This is a genomic window from Enterococcus lactis (genome assembly GCF_015751045.1).
Classification (GTDB): domain Bacteria; phylum Bacillota; class Bacilli; order Lactobacillales; family Enterococcaceae; genus Enterococcus_B; species Enterococcus_B lactis.
In genome coordinates, this window is sequence record NZ_BNJW01000018.1 from 48,461 (window position 1) to 68,142 (window position 19,682).

Consider the following 19,682-nt stretch of genomic DNA (forward strand, 5'->3'; position numbering starts at 1 on the left):
TGAATAAGGGATTGTGACATATTTTCTGTCACAATCCTTTTTTTTCGTCAAAATATCTTTCTGCTAAAAAAAAAGAAAAAATTGACGTAATTAGATGTTGAAGGGACGATTTTGCCAGAGCACACTGTTTCTTCGATTTCAAATGAAAGGAGTAATGAATGGTTTTTACTGATCATTCTTTGTAAAAAGAAATAATGATAGAAAAAATCAGCAAGAAAATACTCACCTCACCTAAGTTAATCGTTTGTATGTCTACGGTAGTTCTTATTTTTTGTATAGCCAGTGGTTTTTTATTGTCAAATCTGTTATTTCATAGAGAACCAGAAGAAATCGCTGCAAAAGAAATGCTTTCTCCATTTAGTTCCAGTGAAGAAAATCAATTGCCTGAAGAAAATACTGTAGAAGAGGATGCTCGTCCAAAGGTTATGTACACCGATATCAAAGGAAGTGTGAAGGAGCCTGGTATCTATTCGTTTTCTTCAGAAGAACGGGTCTATGATGTACTAAAGCGCGCAGGAGGATTATTAGAAGAAGCGGATAGCGATCGAATCAACTTTTCTGCGAAAATAGAAGATCAGCAAGTCCTATACATCCCTGCTGTAGGTGAAGAGCTGCCAGAACATCTTGATCAGTTGGCATCCTCAGAAGGAAAACAATCTACAGCAGATTCCGAGCCTTCAAAAATAAATATCAATACAGCCAGTCCCTCAGAACTCCAGCAGATTCCTGGGATCGGATCAGTCAAGGCGCAAGAAATCATTCGATTTAGAGAAGAAAACGGATCCTTCCAGAAAGTGGAAGACTTGCAGGAGATCTCTGGTATCGGTGAAAAGACAGTTGAAAAACTAAAAAACTTCGTTACAATTAAATAGAATGATTCAGAATCAACTGAAAAGAGCAATAAATGGAGGCTAATGGATGACGGACTTCATTTCGGCAGTGAAGGATATGCTCTTTTGTCAGACATGATGATTCGGTATATTTAAAGAATATTTTGTTTAAGCAATGGAGTGCTTTTTTGATCAACTTGAAAAAACGGAGGAATGTAAACCATGTTAGAAAAATCTTCAAAACCATGCGATACGAACAAAGAAAAAATTACTGATAAGACTCAAAACAAACGCATTCCCTGGGACCAGTACTTTATGGCTCAGGCAGTATTGTTATCTTTACGCAGCACATGTACACGTTTAGAAGTAGGAGCGACACTTGTTAGGGAAAAACGGATCATTGCTGGCGGCTATAATGGAGCAGTCAGTGGAGATGTCCACTGCATAGATGAAGGCTGCTATGTTGTGGATGGACACTGTTTGCGAACGATCCATGCAGAGATGAATGCGCTGCTACAGTGCGCGAAACTCGGTATCCCAACGGAAGGTTCGGAAATCTATGTCACACATTTTCCATGTTTAGCTTGTACAAAAGCTTTGCTGCAAGCTGGTGTCAAAGGGATCAATTATCTCCATGACTATCGAAATGATCCGTATGCTCAAGCGTTGATTGAACAATTAGGCGTATCTGTACACCAAGTTGCTTTAGACTCGCAGCATTTTTCAAAACTTCAAAATGAATTAACAGGAAAACATGTCTAGCGTTTTAGAAAGGCATGTTCGAAATCGGTTGATTTTTCCGGCAATTACGTCGATGATTATTTGTTTGTTGTATGATACGAACAATTGGATTTATCGTTTGTTTCTTGCCGGAATTTTTTTGTGGTTTTCGCTAAAAGAAGGACGTTTTATCGCGTACTTCTGTATTGTTGGTAGCATAATGGTATCCGTTTCTTATAAGCTACAAGAATATTCATTTTTAGAGGAAAAAGAAACTTCTGCGCAAGTGACTTTATCTACAGATACGATTCGTGCAAATGGCAGTTTTTTGACAATGGAAGGAAGGTTGTCAGAGAGTAAACAGAAGATACAGCTTTCTTATCAAGCAAACACCGAAGAGGAATTGAAAACTTGGCTTGGGTTCCGAGGGAAGGGGATAGAATTGACAGCTGAAGGCGAGTTTATTTCTCCCGAAAAAAAGCGAAATCCTTATACTTTTGACCAAGAAGCTTACTTCAGGAACCATAGAATCTCTGGTCGATTCCAAATTCAAAGGGTCGATAAAATCAACATACAAAATCATTGGCGAAATTGGCTCCAGAGAAAAAGAGGCGCTTTTATTTCTTTTGTCCAATCTGAATTTCCGCAAAAAACAAGTGTATATATCAATTCTTTATTATGGGGTTATAAAGATTCAGGATTCAGAGAATCAGAAGAAATTTTTAGAGAGAGTGGTTTGCTGCATCTATTCAGCCTATCGGGATTACACATCCAATTTTATTTAGGGTGGCTGTATTATTTGTTTCGACGTATCGGATGGCCACTGCACGTCAGCATCATTCCGTTGAGTCTGCTAACTATCTGTTATGTTTCTCTTGCAGGCAGTTCTATTTCTGTCTTGCGTGCTAGTCTGTTGTTTTTATTGCGGTTGCTAGTCAAATTATTGAATAAACGTTACTCCTCTATGGACTTATTTGCAGTTGTCTTTTGGCTTCTTTTGCTATTTGATCCTCGATTTCTTTTTCATGCGGGCGGGCAGCTTAGTTTTTTCATGAGTTTTTTGTTTATCCTGATTTCTTTTGATGGAGATTGGATGAAAAAAACGGCTTCTCATGTCCTATTTACCATGATCACGATGCCATTGATTGTATGGCATTTTTATGAGTGGCCTCTTTTAGGCAGTCTTTTTACATTACTGGTTGCGCCGGTATTCAAGTTTCTTTTTCTTCCTAGTGTGTTCTTTCTGACGCTTTTCAATCGCTGGTTGCCGAAAACCTTACTTTTGCTGATAGAAGAGGGACTGATCTTGTTTGAACGAATGATCGATTCGTTTTCAGGATCGCCTCTTGTTATAGGGCGTCTACCTCTTATGCTATCAGGGGTATATATTTTCGGATTGCTGATTTGTATGGATAGATTGAACGAGCAGCCGATGAAACTCTTGTTTTATGTTGGTCTGTTTTCTTTGATGCTATTGACTTTGCCATTTTTACGTTTTTCTTCAACGATCGCTTTTATCGATGTTGGCCAAGGAGACAGTATCTTTTTGCAAAGTCCTTTTCGAAAGGAAACGATTTTGATTGATACGGGTGGTAAGTTGTACTTTGAAAGGGAAAAGTGGGCGCAAGGTATTGCACGACCTCCTGCTGAAAGGAATATCGTTCCATACCTAAAAGGACAGGGAATAAGTGTGATCGATAAACTCATCTTGACACACGACGATACGGATCATGTGGGAGAATTGTCCACATTATCTCAGCATTTCACCATCAAAAAAATTTATATTGGCTGGGGCGCTGGACGAAATGAACCGTTGCGAAGGCATTTAACAGAAGCTCAAAAAAATGGCACTAAAATCATTGAAGTCAAACATGGCGACAGGATCAAAGGCTATTATGATCTTTATGTATTGACACCTTTTGAAAAGGGAGAAGGAAGAAATGAAGATTCGATTGGTTTATGGCTGGACTATAATAATCAACGTTTTTTGTTTTTAGGCGATTTGAATCAAGCGATGGAAGAACAGTTGCTTTCTATTTATCCTAATTTGAAAGCCGACGTAGTCAAATTAGGTCACCATGGTAGCCGCACATCAAGTAATACGGATTTTCTTTCCCGTATTGAAGCGAAACATGGAATTATATCCTGCGGAGTAAATAATCGTTATGGTCACCCTCACAGCGAAGTATTGGAGGCATTAGAAGAAAATCAGATAAGAACATGGCGAACCGATCAGCAAGGAATGATCACCTATCGCTGGCATCCAGTTTTTCATCCTCATGGTCTAATGGAAACAATGATAGACTAGTAATTCTCATCTTCTCATGGTAGGATAATTTTGAAAGTGGTGAGTAATTTGAGTATACAAGCAGAGTTACAAAAAATACGTAAAGAAAAACTTGCATCTTGTTACTTGATCTTAGGAACAGAAAAGTTTCTCCAAGATCAAGTTCGGGCAGAAATAGTTAAAAAAATCAAATTAGAGGGCGAAGATGATTTAAATTTTTTAAGTTTTGACATGGAAAATGCAAGTTTAGAGGAGGTAGTGGCTGAAGCAGAGACATTGCCGTTTTTCGGAGATCAACGATTAGTATTTGTGGAGAACCCATATTTTTTAACAGGTGAGAAAGTAAACAACGGGATCGAACAAAATACTGATTTACTGACAGCTTATTTGAAAGAACCACTAGAATCGACTGTATTAGTATTTTTTGCGCCATATGAAAAGTTGGATGAACGGAAAAAAGTAACGAAACAATTGAAAAAAACAGCAACCATCATCAACGTCCAACAGCTGAATGAAAAAGAAGTACGTCAATATCTGATGAATACCTTAGAGAACTCTTCCATCAAAATGGAACGAAACGCCATTGATTTATTCTTGCGGTTGACCGACTTAGATTTATCCAAAATGATGAGAGAGTTACAGAAATTAATTCTTTATGGACAAAATCAACAGCAAATCACTGTTCGAGAAGTAGAACAATTAGTTCCTAAAACATTGGAACATAATATTTTTGACATGACCCAATATATTTTAAAAGGGAAGACAGAACAAGCCTTGCGTTTATATGAAGATTTAGTCATGCAAGGGGAGGAAACAATCAAAATCAATGCGATTTTACTTTCTCAATTACGTTTGTTTTTACAGACAAAATTTCTTGTAAAGATTGGCTATCAGCAGGCCAATATTGCAGAAACATTAAAAATCCATCCCTACCGTGTAAAACTTGCCATGCAAGAAGTAAGGAAATTCGATGAACAGTTGCTGGTACAATTATTTGATCAATTAGTCGAAATGGATTATCAAATCAAAACGGGGCAAATCGAAAAAGAATTAAGTTTTCAACTTTTCGTTTTGCGCACAGGGCAGTTGTTGAGAAATCGATAGGAAGAAAGAAGAAGCCAAAAGCATGCAAGAATACCGGTTGCTTTTGGCTTTTTTTGCCAAATAAAAAAACCGGCCGAAGCCGATTCTTTTACTTAGCGATTTTTTTGCTTAAACGAGATTTGTCGCGGTTAGCTTTGTTTTTGTGGATTAGACCTTTTGATTCAGCCATATCAATAGCTTTAACAGCTTCTTTATATAACGCATCTACGTTGTCAGCACCTGAAGCTACAGCATCTTCAAATTTTTTGATTGCAGTACGCATAGCGCTTGTTTGAGATGAATTTTTCACATTAGCGTTTTCGCTTGTACGAACACGTTTGATTGCAGATTCAATGTTTGGCATTAGTTTCACCTCCGATAACTTAAGTTCTTACGCGTGTGACCGCATAATTCAACATTCATTATTATACCTAAAGGCAGCGCGCTTTGCAATATGAACATGACAAGTTTTTTTCCTTAACAGTCTTTTATTTAAACTTTTTTATCAGTAAAAACAGATAAATCAAGCTGAAAAAATCAAAAAGACGCTATTGTGGGAGGCAATAGCGTCAAACCAAACTAGATTTTTATTTATCTATTTAAACAAAGATTGAATGGGAATGTTTGGTACTAAGTCATTATATAACAAAGAGAACCGTTTGCAAAGTTTTTTTTGAAAAGGGATACGATTCCCTGTTGTTCTTTGTTTTTCTATTAAGAAACTGCAGTTATTTTATAACCAGTCACCTTTGATCGGTAAAGGTTATTCTGGTGTACCGATTATTTTAATGTATTCATCAATATTTTTTATCAACATTTTTTTAATGACTAACTGATTCCGACGGTTCCATTTGCCACTTACTTCCAGTACATATTTATTTAGTGGCAAACGTAAGATGTACTTTGCCAAATAGCGATCTTTAAGCAGGCCATTGATCACACGGTCCTCAAGCTGCAAGTTGATTCCAGTCAGCATCATTGGCTGTTCTTGTAAAACATACGTATCAATTAAAAGACCTTCAAAAGTTTCCACAAGCGTCTTCCTTTCTTTCCAAAGTAACCTGAGAACAGGTACTGTTTCTTCCATTTTGATATTCGTTAAAGTGGATGCAATCATACCTTCTTTTGTCCACTGTAATCTAGTATAACAAAAAAGAGGAGAAGAGCCAAAAAGAAAAAAGTGCATCGATTTCAATAGGAAGTCTCATTCGCTCGGTCATTGTTTAAAAAAAGCTCCTGCATCGCAGGAGCATCCCCTATATCATTCTAATAGGTCAATCAAAAGCAGTATCTAACACATTTTGTATCAAATCAGGAAATAAAAGATAAGCTAATCCCAGAATCAAAAGTACCGCTAAAAGAAACCAGCCAATTGTTCCTATGAAATACTTCAATTTTTCGAACATTGTATCACCTCGTTGTCAGTATATCACGGATCAGTAAATTGGGGGTGTTAAGAATCTCCTAAAAATAGGCAAAATTTGATCTATTTTCCTAAAGCAAATACTTGTAAGATACAGTAAGTAATGCCAGAAGCAATGACTGGTCCGGCGGCGATTCCTCTTAAGAAGACAACTCCTAAAATCGTGCCAAAAACAAGCGCAACAGTGATTTGCGGATCAGAAGCAATCAATCCTACGCCCTTGGAAGATAAGACAGCCACTAGCCCACCGCAAAAAACAGCTACCCAGCCGATAGGGGATTTAAAGGCTTCTAATAAATCACGTAGACCGATTTCTCCTGTTGCGATAGGGATCAGAATCGCTGCAGTGATGATCGTCACACCAATATTGATTCCTTTGCCTTGAAGCCAAGGGAAAAAGGAACGGGAGGCTGGTACGAGCTTCATAATCAGCACAAAAGCTGCCGCTATCATTAGACTTTGATTCTTAGCTAAAATTGCTACAAGTAAAATAATACCTAAAAAAAGCCAACTTTCCATGAAATAATTCCTCACTTTCTTCGAAACAATCATAACATGTTTTTAGAAAGTTGCAAAAGCAGGAATTTATCCTTCGAAATCTATTCATACGCTGATCTTTTCATAAAATAAACAAAATCATAAAAAACTTCACTTATTTGGCAGAAGACAGCCGTGCTTGGTATAGTGGACAAGGCTTACATTTTTTTGAAGAATCAGAAAGAGCAGGTAAAGGTCTTAGTAAGCGCAAGCCATTCAGAATAACCAATATCGTGCTTCCTTCGTGTCCTACTACTCCAAGAGGTAGATTTAAAAATTGCAAGAAGTTAGAAGCAATCAACAAGAGAATAACAAGAACCGAAAAAATGATATTTTGTTTGATGATCCGCCGCATTTTTAAAGATAGCCGATGACTGTAGACGAATTTATCTAAGTCATTTTTCATTAAGACGATGTCTGCGATATCCATTGCGGCGTCTGTTCCTTGTCCCATAGCGATACCTAATGAAGCAGCTGCTAAAGCAGGCGCATCATTGACTCCATCACCAACCATCGCATTTACTTGGTAACGTTCATTTTCTTTTTTGACTAGTTGTGTTTTTTCTTCCGGAGTACAGCTTGCATAGTAATGTTCGATTCCTACTTGTTCAGCAATAGCCTTTGCTGTGCCAGAATGGTCGCCAGTTATCATACTTGTATGGATGTTTTGGGATTTAAAGTAGGAAATCACCTGTTGGGCATTTGCTTTTGGAATATCCAACAGACCTAAAACAGCGATTAACTGTTGATCTTTAGAAAGATAGATTACAGTTTTTCCTTGATTTTCTAAACGTTCGATCATTTCCTCAATCTCTTTGCTGATTCTCATCGTCTCAGGATCATATGCGTGTTTGCCAACTTTCCATTGCGCCCCTAAATAGGTAGTTTGTAATCCAAAACCAGTAATTTCTTCTATTGATAGGCATTGGATTGCTTCGGGTATTGTGCAATCGAAATATTGTAAAATCGCATGAGCAAGAGGGTGTGTCGTTTTTTGTTCCATAGCAACAAGAAGTTGTTGTGCCAAATCCTTCTCATCAAAGAAAAAGCTGTCAGTCACAACTGGTTTTCCTTTAGTGAGTGTTCCAGTTTTATCAAAGGCAATCGCTTTTAATTCAGAAAGCTTCTCTAAATGGATCCCGCCTTTGATTAGAATCCCATTTTTTGCAGAATTTGAAAGAGCAGCTAGAGAAGCAGGAGTAGCAGATGCGACAAGCGCACAAGGAGAAGCCACGACTAATAATACCATTCCTCGATAAAAGCTTTCATCCCAACTCCAACCTAAGAAAAAGTGGGGGAGAAGGATCATTAGAGTCACAGCAAGCAAAATCAATTTTACATAATTGTTTTCGATCCGTTCGATAAATGAAGCTGTTTGAGTTGGCGTATTCTGCGCTTCTTCCACTAATTGGATGATCTTAGCAAAGACAGTTTCGGCACTCGTTTTTGTTACTCGAATCGTAATGGGATTTCCTTTATTCAGCGTTCCTGCAAACATCTCATCTCCTAAATATTTTTCTACAGGTACAGATTCACCGCTTAATGCAGACTCATCGATCGTTGCCTGTGTGCTTTCTAAACAACCGTCGATCGGAACAGCCGCTCCTTTAGCGACGAACACCAAGTCATCCACCTTTAATTGCGAAACATCTACTTCTTGCATTTGTCCGTTTTCTTTTAGTAACTGAGCTTTTTGTGGCTGAAGATTCATCAAAGCGGTAATTTCTTTTTGACTTTTATTGGTCGTGTATTCCTCTAATGCACCGCTTAAACAAAAGATGAACGTCAACATTGCTCCCTCAAAGTAATTACCAATCAAATAGGCACCAATAGCGGCTAAAGCCATCAATAAGTCCACATTCAGTGTTCGGTCATTCCACAATTCTTTCAAGCCTTCCGATGTTTGTTTGTATCCACCGATGATAATAGCGCTGATATAAAAAAGCGGGGTGATGGTGAGAGAGAATCGGTCGAAAATAAAACCGGCAATCATAAATAAAAGACAGCCAATTGTTGCTGTAAAAGCTTTTTTCTGATTAGTCATCGTTATCAGTCCTCCTTGTCAAAACAAGGATAGCATAATAAAAATGTAATTGATAATAAAAACAGCTAAATGAGAACGATAATAGTTATCATTTGACTATGGAGCTCGATGGAGTTTTTATTATTTATAATAATTATCATTAAATAAAATAAAAAAACGGAACATTTCTCATACAAGAGAAGTGTTCCGTTTTTTCTTACATTGCAATAAACCAATAACCAATTAAAATGATACCAAGGATAATACGATACCAGCCAAAAGCGGTAAAGTCGTTTTTCTTCAAATAACTTAATAAGAATTTAATAGCTAAGACAGAAACCACAAAAGATACGAATGTTCCTACAAGAAGAACAACAGTTTCTTCCATTTTGAATGAGTTCCCTTCAGCTAAATATTTGACGATCTTCAAGCCGCTTGCGCCAAACATGACAGGAATCCCTAAGAAAAATGAGAATTCTGTAGCGACAAAACGCGAAGCGCCAATCAAGATAGCTCCTAGGATCGTTGCACCAGAACGAGATGTTCCGGGAACAAGTGCCAAGACTTGGAATAACCCAACAAGAAGAGCTGCTTGGTACGTAAAGTCATTCAGCGAAGTCCAACGAGGTGTTTTGTTTTTGTTACGTTTTTCGACAATAATAAAGGCAATACCGTAAACAATCAAAACAATGGCAACGGGTAAGAACTTGTGGAAATTTGCTTCTAACCAATCATCCAAAGGCAAACCAATGATGATGGCTGGTATACAAGCAACGATCACTTTAAACCAAAGTGTCCAAGTATCTTTTTTTTCTATCGTTGATTTACTTGGAGAAAAGGGGTTTAATTTGTGAAAATAAAGAACGACGACAGCTAAGATCGCCCCTAATTGGATAACGACATTGAACATCGACATAAACTGTGAACTGGCATCCAGTTTGATGAATTCATCTGCTAGGATCAGATGACCAGTACTACTGATGGGCAGCCATTCCGTTATTCCTTCAATAATACCGAGAATCACTGCTTTGATAATATTTGCAAAAAACATAAATTCCTTCCTTCCCAATTAAGATACATCTTATAGTATACCGTTATTTTTTGATAAACCCAATCTGTTTTTTAATATTAAGAAAAACTTGAGAAATGAAGCAGATAAGAATACGAAGAGAAAAAAAGAAGACAAAGCCCTCGTTCAGACTTTGCCTTTTATGATTCTCTGTTAAAAATTAAAATATCCCATCATAAAAACGAGTCTCGACTATGTGCTTTCCCGTTTTCGATATAAGACGTATCGTTGATACCATGGATAGAAAATCGACCGTTTGCATAAGTAACCTTTGTTACACTGCCATTTAAAAGACCAGCACGAACAGGCTGTTTAGGATCAATCAGATTAAGCAAGAAGGCAATCGTCAAACCATGTGATACGACTAAAACATTTCCGCCGCCGTTTTTTTCGCAGTGATGGGCGATATCTTCAAATCCTGTCCACACACGATCTCGCAATGTTTCATAAGTTTCTGCCCATCCAGCCGTATCCAAGTTGTATACAGCATTGGCAATTTGTTCAAAAGAAACTTCTGTGGTAAACATCTCATCATAGGTTTTAAAATTCAATACGCGAGGGATCACACCCCACATTTCCATGTCATAGCCACCTTCAAGAGACCCAAAGCACCATTCTCTGATCCGTTTCTCGATAAAATAAGGAATTTCTTTTCCCTTAGAATGTTCTCCTAGAATAATACGGGCAGTTTCGATCGCCCGACCACTGTCACTAGAATAAGCAAAAGAAAAGTCGACATCTTTTAACCCGCGCCCTAAATAATGGATGCCTTCTTGTCCTTGTTTTGTGAGTGGCGTATCACACCAGCCTTGTACGCGTTCGATTGTATTGAACATCGTTTTTCCATGCCGTACGATATAAAGTGTAGTTTCTGTCATTTTATTCTCCTCCTAAATCATTTTTAACGATTGAAAAAAGGATTTGTCCTTTTTTCCTGTTCAATCGTTGTTGCATCACCATGTCCTGGATAGACTGCAAATTCATCAGGTAAAACAAACAGCTGGGTCCGAATACTGTGAAGTAATTGTTCTAAATTCCCTGTATACAGATCGGTTCTACCGATACTTCCTCTAAATAGGGCGTCGCCAGAAACGACAAAATCATCAAAAATAAAGCTAACGCTTCCGATGGAGTGTCCTGGAGTAGGGACTACACGAAAAGACATGTTCCCTAAAGTATAAGTTTTCATTTCAAATTCATATTCTGCAGGCGAGACAATAATATCAGCAATATCATCATGTCGTCCGAGTCCAGAAAGGTTCAAAATCGGATCACCTAGCCATTTTTGCTCTAGTGGGCTGACATACACTGGGATTTGATAATATGCGCGTAAAGGTTCTACTGCACCGATATGATCGTAGTGGGTATGGGTAAGCAAAATCGCTACCGGCTGTTGGTTTGTTTTTTTGATTTCTTGTTTGATTCGTTCTGCATCTTCTCCAGGGTCAATGATCAAAAGTGCTTCTTCGTTGTAGACCAAATAACAGTTTTCTTCAATCATTCCTGTTTTTAATCTTTCGATATGCATGTGCATTCCTCCTTGATAGCCAAAACTTCTTTCATCCATTAGTATAACGCATTCATTGCTAGGAAACAAAAACAGGTACTTATTTCTCTTTACTTATCTGAATTATCAGACTATATGAAAAGTATTTGGATATTCTAAAGAGAAGGAAAGTAAGTTTTCATAGCATTTTAATATGTCCTTGTTACATTAGACTCATCCAAAAATCCAAATTCTATATCCTATATCCCTGCCTAATCAGCGGGGTGTTTTTTTATGCTTGAAAAGAGAGCTCTTTTTGCTAAACTAGGCTTTTTCAGGTAATCTTAGAGAGAAAGAGGTGGTGGAAATGATCAAACAGTCAAAAATATCTGTGCGGCACTTAGTAGAATTTATTTTGCGACGTGGAAGTATCGACAATCGTAAAAAAAGTAGCCATACTGCATTAGAAGGAGCAAGAATCCACCGCAAGCTCCAAAAAGATGCGGGAGAAGACTATGAAAAAGAAGTCTTTTTAAAAACAACAGTTCCATTAGATGAATATCACCTGATCGTTGAAGGCCGTGCAGACGGTATTTTCAAAAGAGATGGTATTTATTATATAGATGAAATCAAAACCTCCGAGCCACGATTTGAAGATTTAGAACCAGAACAAGTGGAACTTTTCTTTCATCAAGCAAGGGTGTATGCCTATATCTATAGTCAAGAACATGATTTACAAGAAATAAATCTGCAATTGACTTACTTTCAGACGGCTGAAGAAGTGATTACGAGAAAGGTCGAACATCAGACAAGAGAGCAGTTAGAAACTTTTTTTAAAAAACTGACTGAAGATTATAAAGAATGGCTTGTTTTTCAAGAAAACTGGCGCACTGTACGCAATGCCTCTTTGATGGCTTTGAAATTCCCCCATGATGAGTATAGGAAAGGCCAGCGTGAACTAGCGGTAGCTGCTTATAAAACAATCCGTACGAAACAGAAATTGTTTGTAGAAGCACCTACCGGAACAGGAAAAACAATCTCTACGTTATTCCCCGCTTTGAAAGCTGTAGGGGAAGAAGAGGGAGAAAAGATCTTTTATCTAACAGCCAAATCAATAACTAGACAAGTAGCTGAAGATGCCATGACAGCATTAAAAGATACTGGAGCTGAAGTAAAAAGTGTCACTTTGACGGCTAAAGATAAGATCTGCTTTTTAGATGAGACGACCTGTAATCCAGATCAGTGCCCGTATGCCAATGGTTATTACAATCGTATCAACGAAGGGTTATGGGATCTTTTGAATCATGAGAATCAGATCACTCGAGAAGTCATCGAAACTTATGCAAGAAAGCATACACTTTGTCCTTTCGAACTATCATTAGATGTCAGTATCTGGTGCGACGTGATCATTGGGGATTACAATTATTTGTTTGATCCTACTGTTTATTTAAGACGTTTTTTTGAAGATGAAAAAAACGAGGATTATCTGTTTTTGATTGATGAGGCACATAATTTGGTGAATCGTTCCCGAGAGATGTATTCGGCAGAACTATCTTATGAAAAAACAAAACGAAGTAAGGAAGCTATACCAAAGGAATTCAAAAAACTCCATCGTCGTTTCAACAAACTATTGAAAGAATTTGATACGATCCGAGAAATAGCAAAAGAAGATCATTGGGATTATCATCATCAAAAAGCACCAGCTGAATCTTTAGTAAAGGCAGGTTATCAATTAAGCGAAAAAATCAAAGAATGGCTAGCAGAATTTCCTGAGCATCCATCACAAGAACAATTGCTTCCTTATTACTTTGATTTGCTTCATTTTTTGAAGGTCAGTGAATTTTATGATGATCACTATGAAACAACGGTCGAAAAAACGTATCACGATCTGATAGTAAAAGAGTTTTGTATTGATCCAAGCTTGTTTCTTGAGCAGTCGTTGGATAAAGGAAGAAGCAGTATCCTTTTTTCTGCGAGTTTTTCACCTCTATCTTATTATCAGGAAACACTGGGCGGACAAAAAAGTCTCGCTTACAAACTGCCGAGTCCTTTCCCAGAAGGAAACCAGCAAGTTTTCATTGCAAATTACTTAGAGACGACTTATCGAAAAAGGGAACAAAGTCTGGCAAAATTAGTTGAGACGATCCATGCTTTTGCTGATGGAAAGGTCGGAAATTATTTCGTTTTCTTTCCTTCTTATCAATATTTAGACCTTGCGGCGGAAGCATTCAAACAGCAATATCCTGACAGCAATGTGCTGATCCAAGAAACGGACATGAATGAAGAAGAACGCGAACGATTTTTAGCAAAATTCCAAGCAGATCCCGATGAAACATTGATAGGATTTTGTGTACTTGGTGGGATTTTTTCAGAAGGAATCGATTTGAGAGGGAACCGATTGATCGGCAGTATGATCGTAGGTGTAGGGTTGCCGCAGATGAATCATGAGCAGGAACTGATCAAATCATATTATGATGAGAAGGAACACCTTGGATTTGCTTACGCTTATCAGCTTCCTGGAATGAACAAAGTCTTGCAAGCTGGTGGTCGAGTGATTCGTGGCATGGCGGATCAAGGAATCGTGGTATTGGCAGATCAACGATTTGCTCGTTTCTCTTATCGACGTTTATTCCCACAACATTGGCAAACAGCAAGAGAAGTACGAAGTGTTGGAGAATTGGAAGAAGGAATACAGCGTTTTTGGTCATCCAAAGAAGCAGTAAATGAAAAAAACGAGGGATGACAGATGTCAGCCTCGTTTTTTTCATTAACGATAGTTAGTGAATTGCAACTCGATTGGTAAGTCAAGTTTACGTAATAAAGCAATCACAGCTTGAAGATCATCACGGTTTTTACCTGTCACTCTAATCTGATCTTCTTGGATTTGTGCTTTTACTTTCAGTTTTTCATTTTTGATAGCTGTAGTGATTTTTTTCGCGTTTTCGCGATCGATTCCGTTGACCAGATCGGCAGTTTGACGAGCTTTGCCACCTAGCGCGTGTTCCGATTCGGAAAAATGGATATTTTTGATTGGCACATTTCTTTTGATCAACTTACCAAATAATACATCTTTGATCTGTTCGATTTTGAAATCATCATCGCTCAAGACAACTAGATTGCTGTTCTCTAATTTGATTTCTACCGTAGAATCCTTGAAGTCAAATCGATTAGTCAATTCTTTTGTTGTTTGCTGAATCGCATTTTTTACTTCTTCTGTATTGACTTCTGATACAATGTCGAAGCTAGCATCTTTTGCCATAAGAACCCTCCTGATATACGTATAAGTTTACTATACATCTATCTTATCATAGGAATGGGGCAGATTCTTACTTGTTTGCTAAAATTCTTCTCATTTGAGTTCGAAGTATTTTATTTTAATAGATAAACTGTTATTCTTACATTTGGAATAACAAAGTAGAGGAGAGGTGCTTGTGAGCAAAATTATGACTGCGTATCATAAAAATGAAAGATTAAAGAAAATAGTGGTTATTTTGATAACCGGATTGACCGCTGCGGTCGCTTTAAATTATTTTTTGATTCCAGCCAATGTCTTTTCTGCAGGGATGAATGGGATCGCTCAAATCATTTCCTCGCTTTTATATGAATGGTTTCATATCAAGGTAGACACAGGAACATTTATTTTTATTTTGAATATCCCTGTGTTTGTATTAGGGTTTCTCAAAGTAGGAAAACGAGCAACGATCCTTAGTTTTGTGAACGTTGTATGCGTATCAGTGATGACGATGCTACTTCCAGTCGGACAGATTACTGATAATATTTTGATGAATGCCTTAGTAGGCGGTGTCTTATTAGGTCTTGGCGTAGGCTTATCTTTAAAAATGGGCTTTACAACTGGTGGGATGGACATCATCTCTCTTGTGCTTTCACAAACAACTGGAAAAACAGTCGGAAATTACATGCTGATTCTAAATGGGATCATTGTAGTCATCGCAGGCTTCTTCTTTAACTGGGAAAGTGCCTTGTATACGATTATTTCCATTTATGCAATGACTCAAGTGATTGATGCCATCCATACGAGTCATCAAAAAGTAACAGCGATGATCGTGACCGTCAAACCGGAAGAGGTAACAGAAGAACTAGCGAAACGGATGGTACGTGGAATGACATTGCTTCCGTCTGTCGGTGGCTATTCAAAAAAACAAGGAAATATGATCATGATGGTCATCACCCGCTATGAAATGTATGATCTTGATCAGATCGTTCATGAAATCGACGACGATGCATTTATCAATATTTTACCAACTCATTCAGTATTTGGACGATTTGCAAATGAAAACGAACAAAAAATGTATCGAACAACAGGTGTATTGCCAGAAATAAAAAATCGTTCACAAAAAAAATGAGGAATCAGATTTATTTTAGAATGAATTTAATGTATTCCATCTAATAAGGACATTTTATAAAATTAAACGAGAATCTTCCTTCTAAATTCTCATTTACAAGTAGTTAAAAAAAGAGTATGATAAATAAAAATCGTGTTAAGGAGTGTCGTACGATGAGCGAAGCAAACCAAGAACGGTCTGCGCAAGAAATAGAACTGATCAAAGAACGTATTCTTGCTGCCTTGGAAATGGTGATCGATCCTGAATTAGGAATCGATATTGTCAACTTAGGCTTGATTTATGATATAGAATTCAATCCTGAAAACGGAGAAACAGTCATCAAAATGACGCTAACAACTATGGGCTGTCCACTAGCCGATATTTTAACAGAATCTATCCATGACGCATTGAAAGAAGTGCCAGAAGTAACGAAAGCAGAAGTAAAACTTGTCTGGTATCCAGCATGGACGACCGATAAGATGAGCCGTTATGCACGGATTGCGTTGGGGATTCGATAAGGATTTGTGTTGATTTAACAGCGTTTCTCACTCATTTAGTATGTAGTCTGAGCCGTTTTTTCGGACTTCGGATACCAGATAAAATGAGGGTATTTTCGATACGGATACCATACCTAATGAGGAAACAATTTCTGAACTCTTTTATTAACTTTTAGAAAAAGTTGGTAAAGGAGTTTTTTGTTTTGCAAAATTTCAGGTTAGAGGAACTATTAGAAGAAATGTTATTCAATGAAAAAGCTAGAGGAATCTCACAAAAGACAATAAAGAAGCATCAGAAGTTTTTGAAACTGTTTTTTGAATTTTTGAAAAAAGAGCAGATATACTTTATTGAAGACGTGACACCAAAAAGCATTCGGCAATTCATGTTGATGAAATTAGAAGAGGGATGTGCTGAAACATATGTGAATAGCCATCTAAGAAGCATCAGAGCGTATTTTAAGTATTGCGTAGATGAAGATTATATCCGATACGATAGAAACCCCTGTATGCGTGTTAAGTGGGTAAAAGAGCGTAAGGTAATTATTCAGACATTTAATGATATGGAAATCAAAGAGATGTTGAATGTAGCAAAGAAGTTAACTTTTTTCAAACCTCAGAAAATGGATAAGCAACACACTGGATATCAAACAAAATTCACGAATCAAAGAGATTATTTGCTCTTACTAATTCTTGTAGATACAGGACTTAGGATTAATGAGGTAATGAACTTAAAAGATTTTCACATCACTAATAAAGAGTTATTCGTTGAAAATGGGAGAGGGAAAAAAGATAGGATTGTTCATTGCTCACCGTTGATTTACAAAGAATATATAAAATACAAGCGAGTAGCAAATTCCTTTTTTGAATATAATGAAATAGAGAATATAGACAATTATGTATTTTTAACAAGAGAAGGTAAACAATACAACTATATTTTAGCTGAACGAGCAATCATAAAAATTGGGAATCAATGCAAGATTAGAAAATCTATTAGGGTAAGTCCACACAGTTTTCGGCATTATTTTGCCCAAAAATTAGTTCGGAATGGAACTGATATTTATAGAATTCAGAAACTACTAGGACATGCTTCAATAAAAACGACTGAGGTGTATTTAAGAAGTTTAAATATTGAAGATGAAATTAGTGAAACGGTAAATTTTTCACCATTGCAAACATTATAGAAGTCCAATTTTTAATAAAACTTGGTATACTAAATTTATAGAATTTGAAAGGTGATTTAAAGAATGAAAAATAATTGGATTAAGTTTTATGGCGAAAATGATTTATCAACTGGATTAGATTTAAGTAATGTAGAAACTTTTATCAATGACTTTATTTTAAACCCTATAATCAATACTCTTAATGAAGCAATTGAGATATATAATGTGTTAAAGTTTTTGGATTTGGGTTATTTTAAGAAAATGTCATCAGAAAAAATTTCTGAATGTAGAAAAAGTTCTCATCGACTATTAAACGAATATTTCGGTAAAGGAGAATTGTCAGAATACATAACAGAATATAGTGATTTACACTTTCAATATCAATCAGATTTTTGGGATATATTTGTTAGGTTCAAGGTAATAAAGAGGACAGAATATGTTGACTTCGAGAAAATTATTGATGAATATAAAATACCTATTCACTTATTATTAGAATATCAAAAAATATGTGAAAAGTATAAATTGTTTTTTAAGAAGAAACTATTGTCAAATCCTGTTTACTTTGAGTTTTTTCTTGATAAGTATGATTCTCCTAATATTAAAAACATTTATTTACCAGATAACTTATCTGATGAAGAAATAAATGACTGGGCTAGAAGATATTGTGAACTTGATGAAGCGAATATTAACTACTTAGAGCGAATTTCATATTGGAGCTTACATCATGAATATAAACTTGATTCAAGAATAATTTCAAAAGCAAGAAAGAAAAAAATAGAACAAACTGAAAAGACGATGTCCTTAAAAAATGGAGTATCTTGGAAAATGGCAGTAGGTCTTAAAGAAGGCTTAAAAACAGACTTTGAATTTGTGCAAGAAAGTTCTAGAGATTTGCAATTTTTGTTATCTAAAGATTGGATTGATGAGGAACATGATTACCCTACAATTTTGAATAATTTTATTTATTTTTTTGGTTTTTTTAACCATTTCTTTCAATTTTCTATGATTGATTCACCATATGAACATGGCGGTTTGTTAGAGATATTTCAAACTAAATCAAATTATGCGTATAATCAAACACTCATATCTGAATACCAAAACAATTTTTATAAGCTTTCTTTATTAGCATACTTTGATTATTTAACTTTCTTAAAAATTGATTTGGAAGAAGTTTTCGCTTTTTACTACAATGAACATTTAAAATCTGAGTATGGTTTTCCTGATTTTTTCTTTAATGCAAGTTCGAAAAGCTATACTTATTATGAAAGATGTAAACTGTTAATTCCTGAACTGGATAGTTTATTAAAACAATTTGATTTTGTTCAGAGATATGGTGAAATTGATTCTGATGTTTTCGAATTGGATTCAAAAATTACTAACTATCAGGAAATTAAATCATTGAGTGAAAAAAAATTTGTCTACTTTGATTCAAAAGAAAAGCTAAATTTTTGTAAATTAATCTTTAACAGCCAATCGAATTTATCATTCCCAGAAAAGAAAAAAGGTAGAAAGAATTTTTATGAGTATGTTCAATATGGAATTTCGATTAATGACTTCTATGAGTATCAGAAGAAAGTGATAGATTCTCTTATAAAGGATAAAGTTTTGTATATTAATTTGGCTAACCAAATAAGATTTACAAATCCTACAAGTATAAGTTTTTATTATTTGTTGTGGGAGAAAGGTTATTTATCTACTCTATACCTGTCAGAATCAGATTTAAAAGTTATTGAGGAAGAAAATGTGAAAGGAAATGTTAAATATAGTAATACTTTATTTTCTAAACAAGAGAGTGATTATATTTCATATATAATGGATAATAAAAAATTTAGCAATGCATTGGCAATTCGAAACAAGATTACTCATGGTAGCTATGGAAAAAAACAAGACAGTGATTATAAGAGTTATTATTTGGAACTGCTTATGATTCTGATAATATTTACTGTTAGAATAAATGAAGAATTGGACTGTTACAAGAGTAATTAATCTTAGAATTATAGAATGACATTAGAAATTTATAAGTTGTATTTTAAATGGTCTTCAAATTTGCCTTCTTATATTGATGATGCTATAAAGGTGGATCTGTGTCAATAAAGTGGACTCATTTTTTGAGAGTTTTTTTGCAACCAATCCACTCTCGAGTTGTTTCATGATTTCAGACAATCGTCAAACTAAAACCGTTTGACCATTCTCTGAAACCATGAAAAGAGATTCTCGTGGATTC

18 protein-coding genes are annotated in these 19,682 nt (G+C 36.1%); 9 read left to right on the forward strand and 9 right to left on the reverse strand.

The genetic code is table 11. The annotated features are described in order from the left end of the window. The first annotated feature begins 194 nt into the window (after positions 1-194). From KFO35_RS10205 to holA, 4 genes are all read left to right on the forward strand, one after another. Positions 195-872, forward strand: coding sequence for a helix-hairpin-helix domain-containing protein (locus KFO35_RS10205; RefSeq protein WP_002315136.1), 678 nt, complete (start codon positions 195-197; stop codon positions 870-872). 180 nt (positions 873-1,052) lie between these two features. Further along, complete coding sequence (locus KFO35_RS10210) at positions 1,053-1,592, forward strand: ComE operon protein 2 (RefSeq protein ID WP_002292191.1); 540 nt, start codon at positions 1,053-1,055, stop codon at positions 1,590-1,592. Further along, positions 1,585-3,858 (forward strand): DNA internalization-related competence protein ComEC/Rec2, encoded by a 2,274-nt coding sequence (locus tag KFO35_RS10215; RefSeq protein WP_025477259.1) that lies wholly within the window; start codon positions 1,585-1,587, stop codon positions 3,856-3,858. The genes KFO35_RS10210 and KFO35_RS10215 overlap by 8 nt, the downstream gene beginning before the upstream one ends. Positions 3,859-3,894: 36 nt before the next feature. Further along, positions 3,895-4,941, forward strand: coding sequence for a DNA polymerase III subunit delta (gene holA, locus KFO35_RS10220; protein ID WP_002335668.1), 1,047 nt, complete (start codon positions 3,895-3,897; stop codon positions 4,939-4,941). Between the two features lie 88 nt (positions 4,942-5,029). Here the strand turns inward: holA and rpsT are convergent, their stop codons facing one another. From rpsT to KFO35_RS10255, 8 genes are all read right to left on the reverse strand, one after another. Next, positions 5,030-5,284, reverse strand: a complete 255-nt coding sequence (gene rpsT / locus KFO35_RS10225) for a 30S ribosomal protein S20 (protein ID WP_002292188.1) — start codon at positions 5,282-5,284, stop codon at positions 5,030-5,032. Positions 5,285-5,683: 399 nt separating this feature from the next. After that, positions 5,684-5,953 carry a hypothetical protein gene (locus KFO35_RS10230; protein WP_002289125.1) on the reverse strand — a complete coding sequence of 90 codons (270 nt, stop codon included), beginning with the start codon at positions 5,951-5,953 and terminating at the stop codon, positions 5,684-5,686. A gap of 241 nt (positions 5,954-6,194) precedes the next feature. Then, complete coding sequence (locus KFO35_RS14335) at positions 6,195-6,326, reverse strand: hypothetical protein (protein ID WP_256277988.1); 132 nt, start codon at positions 6,324-6,326, stop codon at positions 6,195-6,197. Positions 6,327-6,406: 80 nt separating this feature from the next. Next, positions 6,407-6,862: a DUF441 domain-containing protein gene (locus tag KFO35_RS10235; RefSeq protein ID WP_002315133.1), complete on the reverse strand. Its 456-nt coding sequence runs from the start codon at positions 6,860-6,862 to the stop codon at positions 6,407-6,409. A 133-nt stretch (positions 6,863-6,995) separates the two neighbouring features. Next, positions 6,996-8,924, reverse strand: coding sequence for a heavy metal translocating P-type ATPase (locus KFO35_RS10240; protein ID WP_156272291.1), 1,929 nt, complete (start codon positions 8,922-8,924; stop codon positions 6,996-6,998). A 196-nt stretch (positions 8,925-9,120) separates the two neighbouring features. Continuing rightward, entirely contained in the window at positions 9,121-9,954 is an 834-nt protein-coding gene (locus KFO35_RS10245) for an undecaprenyl-diphosphate phosphatase (RefSeq protein ID WP_002309434.1), read from the reverse strand. A 191-nt stretch (positions 9,955-10,145) separates the two neighbouring features. Beyond that, a complete protein-coding gene (locus KFO35_RS10250; protein WP_002329133.1) occupies positions 10,146-10,850 on the reverse strand; it encodes a histidine phosphatase family protein in 705 nt (234 codons plus the stop codon). 23 nt (positions 10,851-10,873) lie between these two features. Further along, entirely contained in the window at positions 10,874-11,500 is a 627-nt protein-coding gene (locus KFO35_RS10255) for an MBL fold metallo-hydrolase (RefSeq protein WP_002315130.1), read from the reverse strand. A 325-nt stretch (positions 11,501-11,825) separates the two neighbouring features. On the opposite strand from KFO35_RS10255, the gene KFO35_RS10260 reads away from it, so the two are divergent. After that, on the forward strand, positions 11,826-14,201 hold the full coding sequence (locus tag KFO35_RS10260; protein WP_156272289.1) for an ATP-dependent DNA helicase: 2,376 nt from the start codon (positions 11,826-11,828) through the stop codon (positions 14,199-14,201). A gap of 24 nt (positions 14,202-14,225) precedes the next feature. Here KFO35_RS10260 and KFO35_RS10265 read toward each other — a convergent pair whose 3' ends face one another. Continuing rightward, a complete protein-coding gene (locus KFO35_RS10265; RefSeq protein ID WP_002309430.1) occupies positions 14,226-14,717 on the reverse strand; it encodes a YajQ family cyclic di-GMP-binding protein in 492 nt (163 codons plus the stop codon). A gap of 184 nt (positions 14,718-14,901) precedes the next feature. Here KFO35_RS10265 and KFO35_RS10270 point away from each other — a divergent pair, with 184 nt between their 5' ends. The 4 genes from KFO35_RS10270 to KFO35_RS10285 all read left to right on the forward strand — a co-directional run bounded on the left by KFO35_RS10270 (position 14,902) and on the right by KFO35_RS10285 (position 19,444). Then, entirely contained in the window at positions 14,902-15,822 is a 921-nt protein-coding gene (locus tag KFO35_RS10270; protein ID WP_002316215.1) for a YitT family protein, read from the forward strand. 152 nt (positions 15,823-15,974) lie between these two features. After that, positions 15,975-16,319 (forward strand): metal-sulfur cluster assembly factor, encoded by a 345-nt coding sequence (locus tag KFO35_RS10275; protein WP_002292174.1) that lies wholly within the window; start codon positions 15,975-15,977, stop codon positions 16,317-16,319. Positions 16,320-16,501: 182 nt separating this feature from the next. Continuing rightward, positions 16,502-17,479: a tyrosine-type recombinase/integrase gene (locus KFO35_RS10280; RefSeq protein WP_156272287.1), complete on the forward strand. Its 978-nt coding sequence runs from the start codon at positions 16,502-16,504 to the stop codon at positions 17,477-17,479. 63 nt (positions 17,480-17,542) lie between these two features. After that, positions 17,543-19,444, forward strand: a complete 1,902-nt coding sequence (locus tag KFO35_RS10285) for a hypothetical protein (RefSeq protein WP_024636354.1) — start codon at positions 17,543-17,545, stop codon at positions 19,442-19,444. Positions 19,445-19,682 lie beyond the last annotated feature (238 nt).

What these genes read in the sequence shown, in the direction of transcription:
- KFO35_RS10275 (WP_002292174.1), top strand. Translation starts at nt 15,975, where the DNA reads ATGAGCGAAGCAAACCAAGAACGGTCTGCGCAAGAAATAGAACTGATC.
- KFO35_RS10205 (WP_002315136.1), top strand. Translation starts at nt 195, where the DNA reads ATGATAGAAAAAATCAGCAAGAAAATACTCACCTCACCTAAGTTAATC.
- KFO35_RS10265 (WP_002309430.1), bottom strand. Translation starts at nt 14,717, where the DNA reads ATGGCAAAAGATGCTAGCTTCGACATTGTATCAGAAGTCAATACAGAA.
- KFO35_RS10215 (WP_025477259.1), top strand. Translation starts at nt 1,585, where the DNA reads ATGTCTAGCGTTTTAGAAAGGCATGTTCGAAATCGGTTGATTTTTCCG.
- KFO35_RS10285 (WP_024636354.1), top strand. Translation starts at nt 17,543, where the DNA reads ATGAAAAATAATTGGATTAAGTTTTATGGCGAAAATGATTTATCAACT.
- KFO35_RS10245 (WP_002309434.1), bottom strand. Translation starts at nt 9,954, where the DNA reads ATGTTTTTTGCAAATATTATCAAAGCAGTGATTCTCGGTATTATTGAA.
- KFO35_RS10260 (WP_156272289.1), top strand. Translation starts at nt 11,826, where the DNA reads ATGATCAAACAGTCAAAAATATCTGTGCGGCACTTAGTAGAATTTATT.
- KFO35_RS10270 (WP_002316215.1), top strand. Translation starts at nt 14,902, where the DNA reads ATGACTGCGTATCATAAAAATGAAAGATTAAAGAAAATAGTGGTTATT.
- KFO35_RS10255 (WP_002315130.1), bottom strand. Translation starts at nt 11,500, where the DNA reads ATGCATATCGAAAGATTAAAAACAGGAATGATTGAAGAAAACTGTTAT.
- KFO35_RS10250 (WP_002329133.1), bottom strand. Translation starts at nt 10,850, where the DNA reads ATGACAGAAACTACACTTTATATCGTACGGCATGGAAAAACGATGTTC.
- rpsT (WP_002292188.1), bottom strand. Translation starts at nt 5,284, where the DNA reads ATGCCAAACATTGAATCTGCAATCAAACGTGTTCGTACAAGCGAAAAC.
- KFO35_RS10235 (WP_002315133.1), bottom strand. Translation starts at nt 6,862, where the DNA reads ATGGAAAGTTGGCTTTTTTTAGGTATTATTTTACTTGTAGCAATTTTA.
- KFO35_RS14335 (WP_256277988.1), bottom strand. Translation starts at nt 6,326, where the DNA reads ATGTTCGAAAAATTGAAGTATTTCATAGGAACAATTGGCTGGTTTCTT.
- KFO35_RS10210 (WP_002292191.1), top strand. Translation starts at nt 1,053, where the DNA reads ATGTTAGAAAAATCTTCAAAACCATGCGATACGAACAAAGAAAAAATT.
- KFO35_RS10240 (WP_156272291.1), bottom strand. Translation starts at nt 8,924, where the DNA reads ATGACTAATCAGAAAAAAGCTTTTACAGCAACAATTGGCTGTCTTTTA.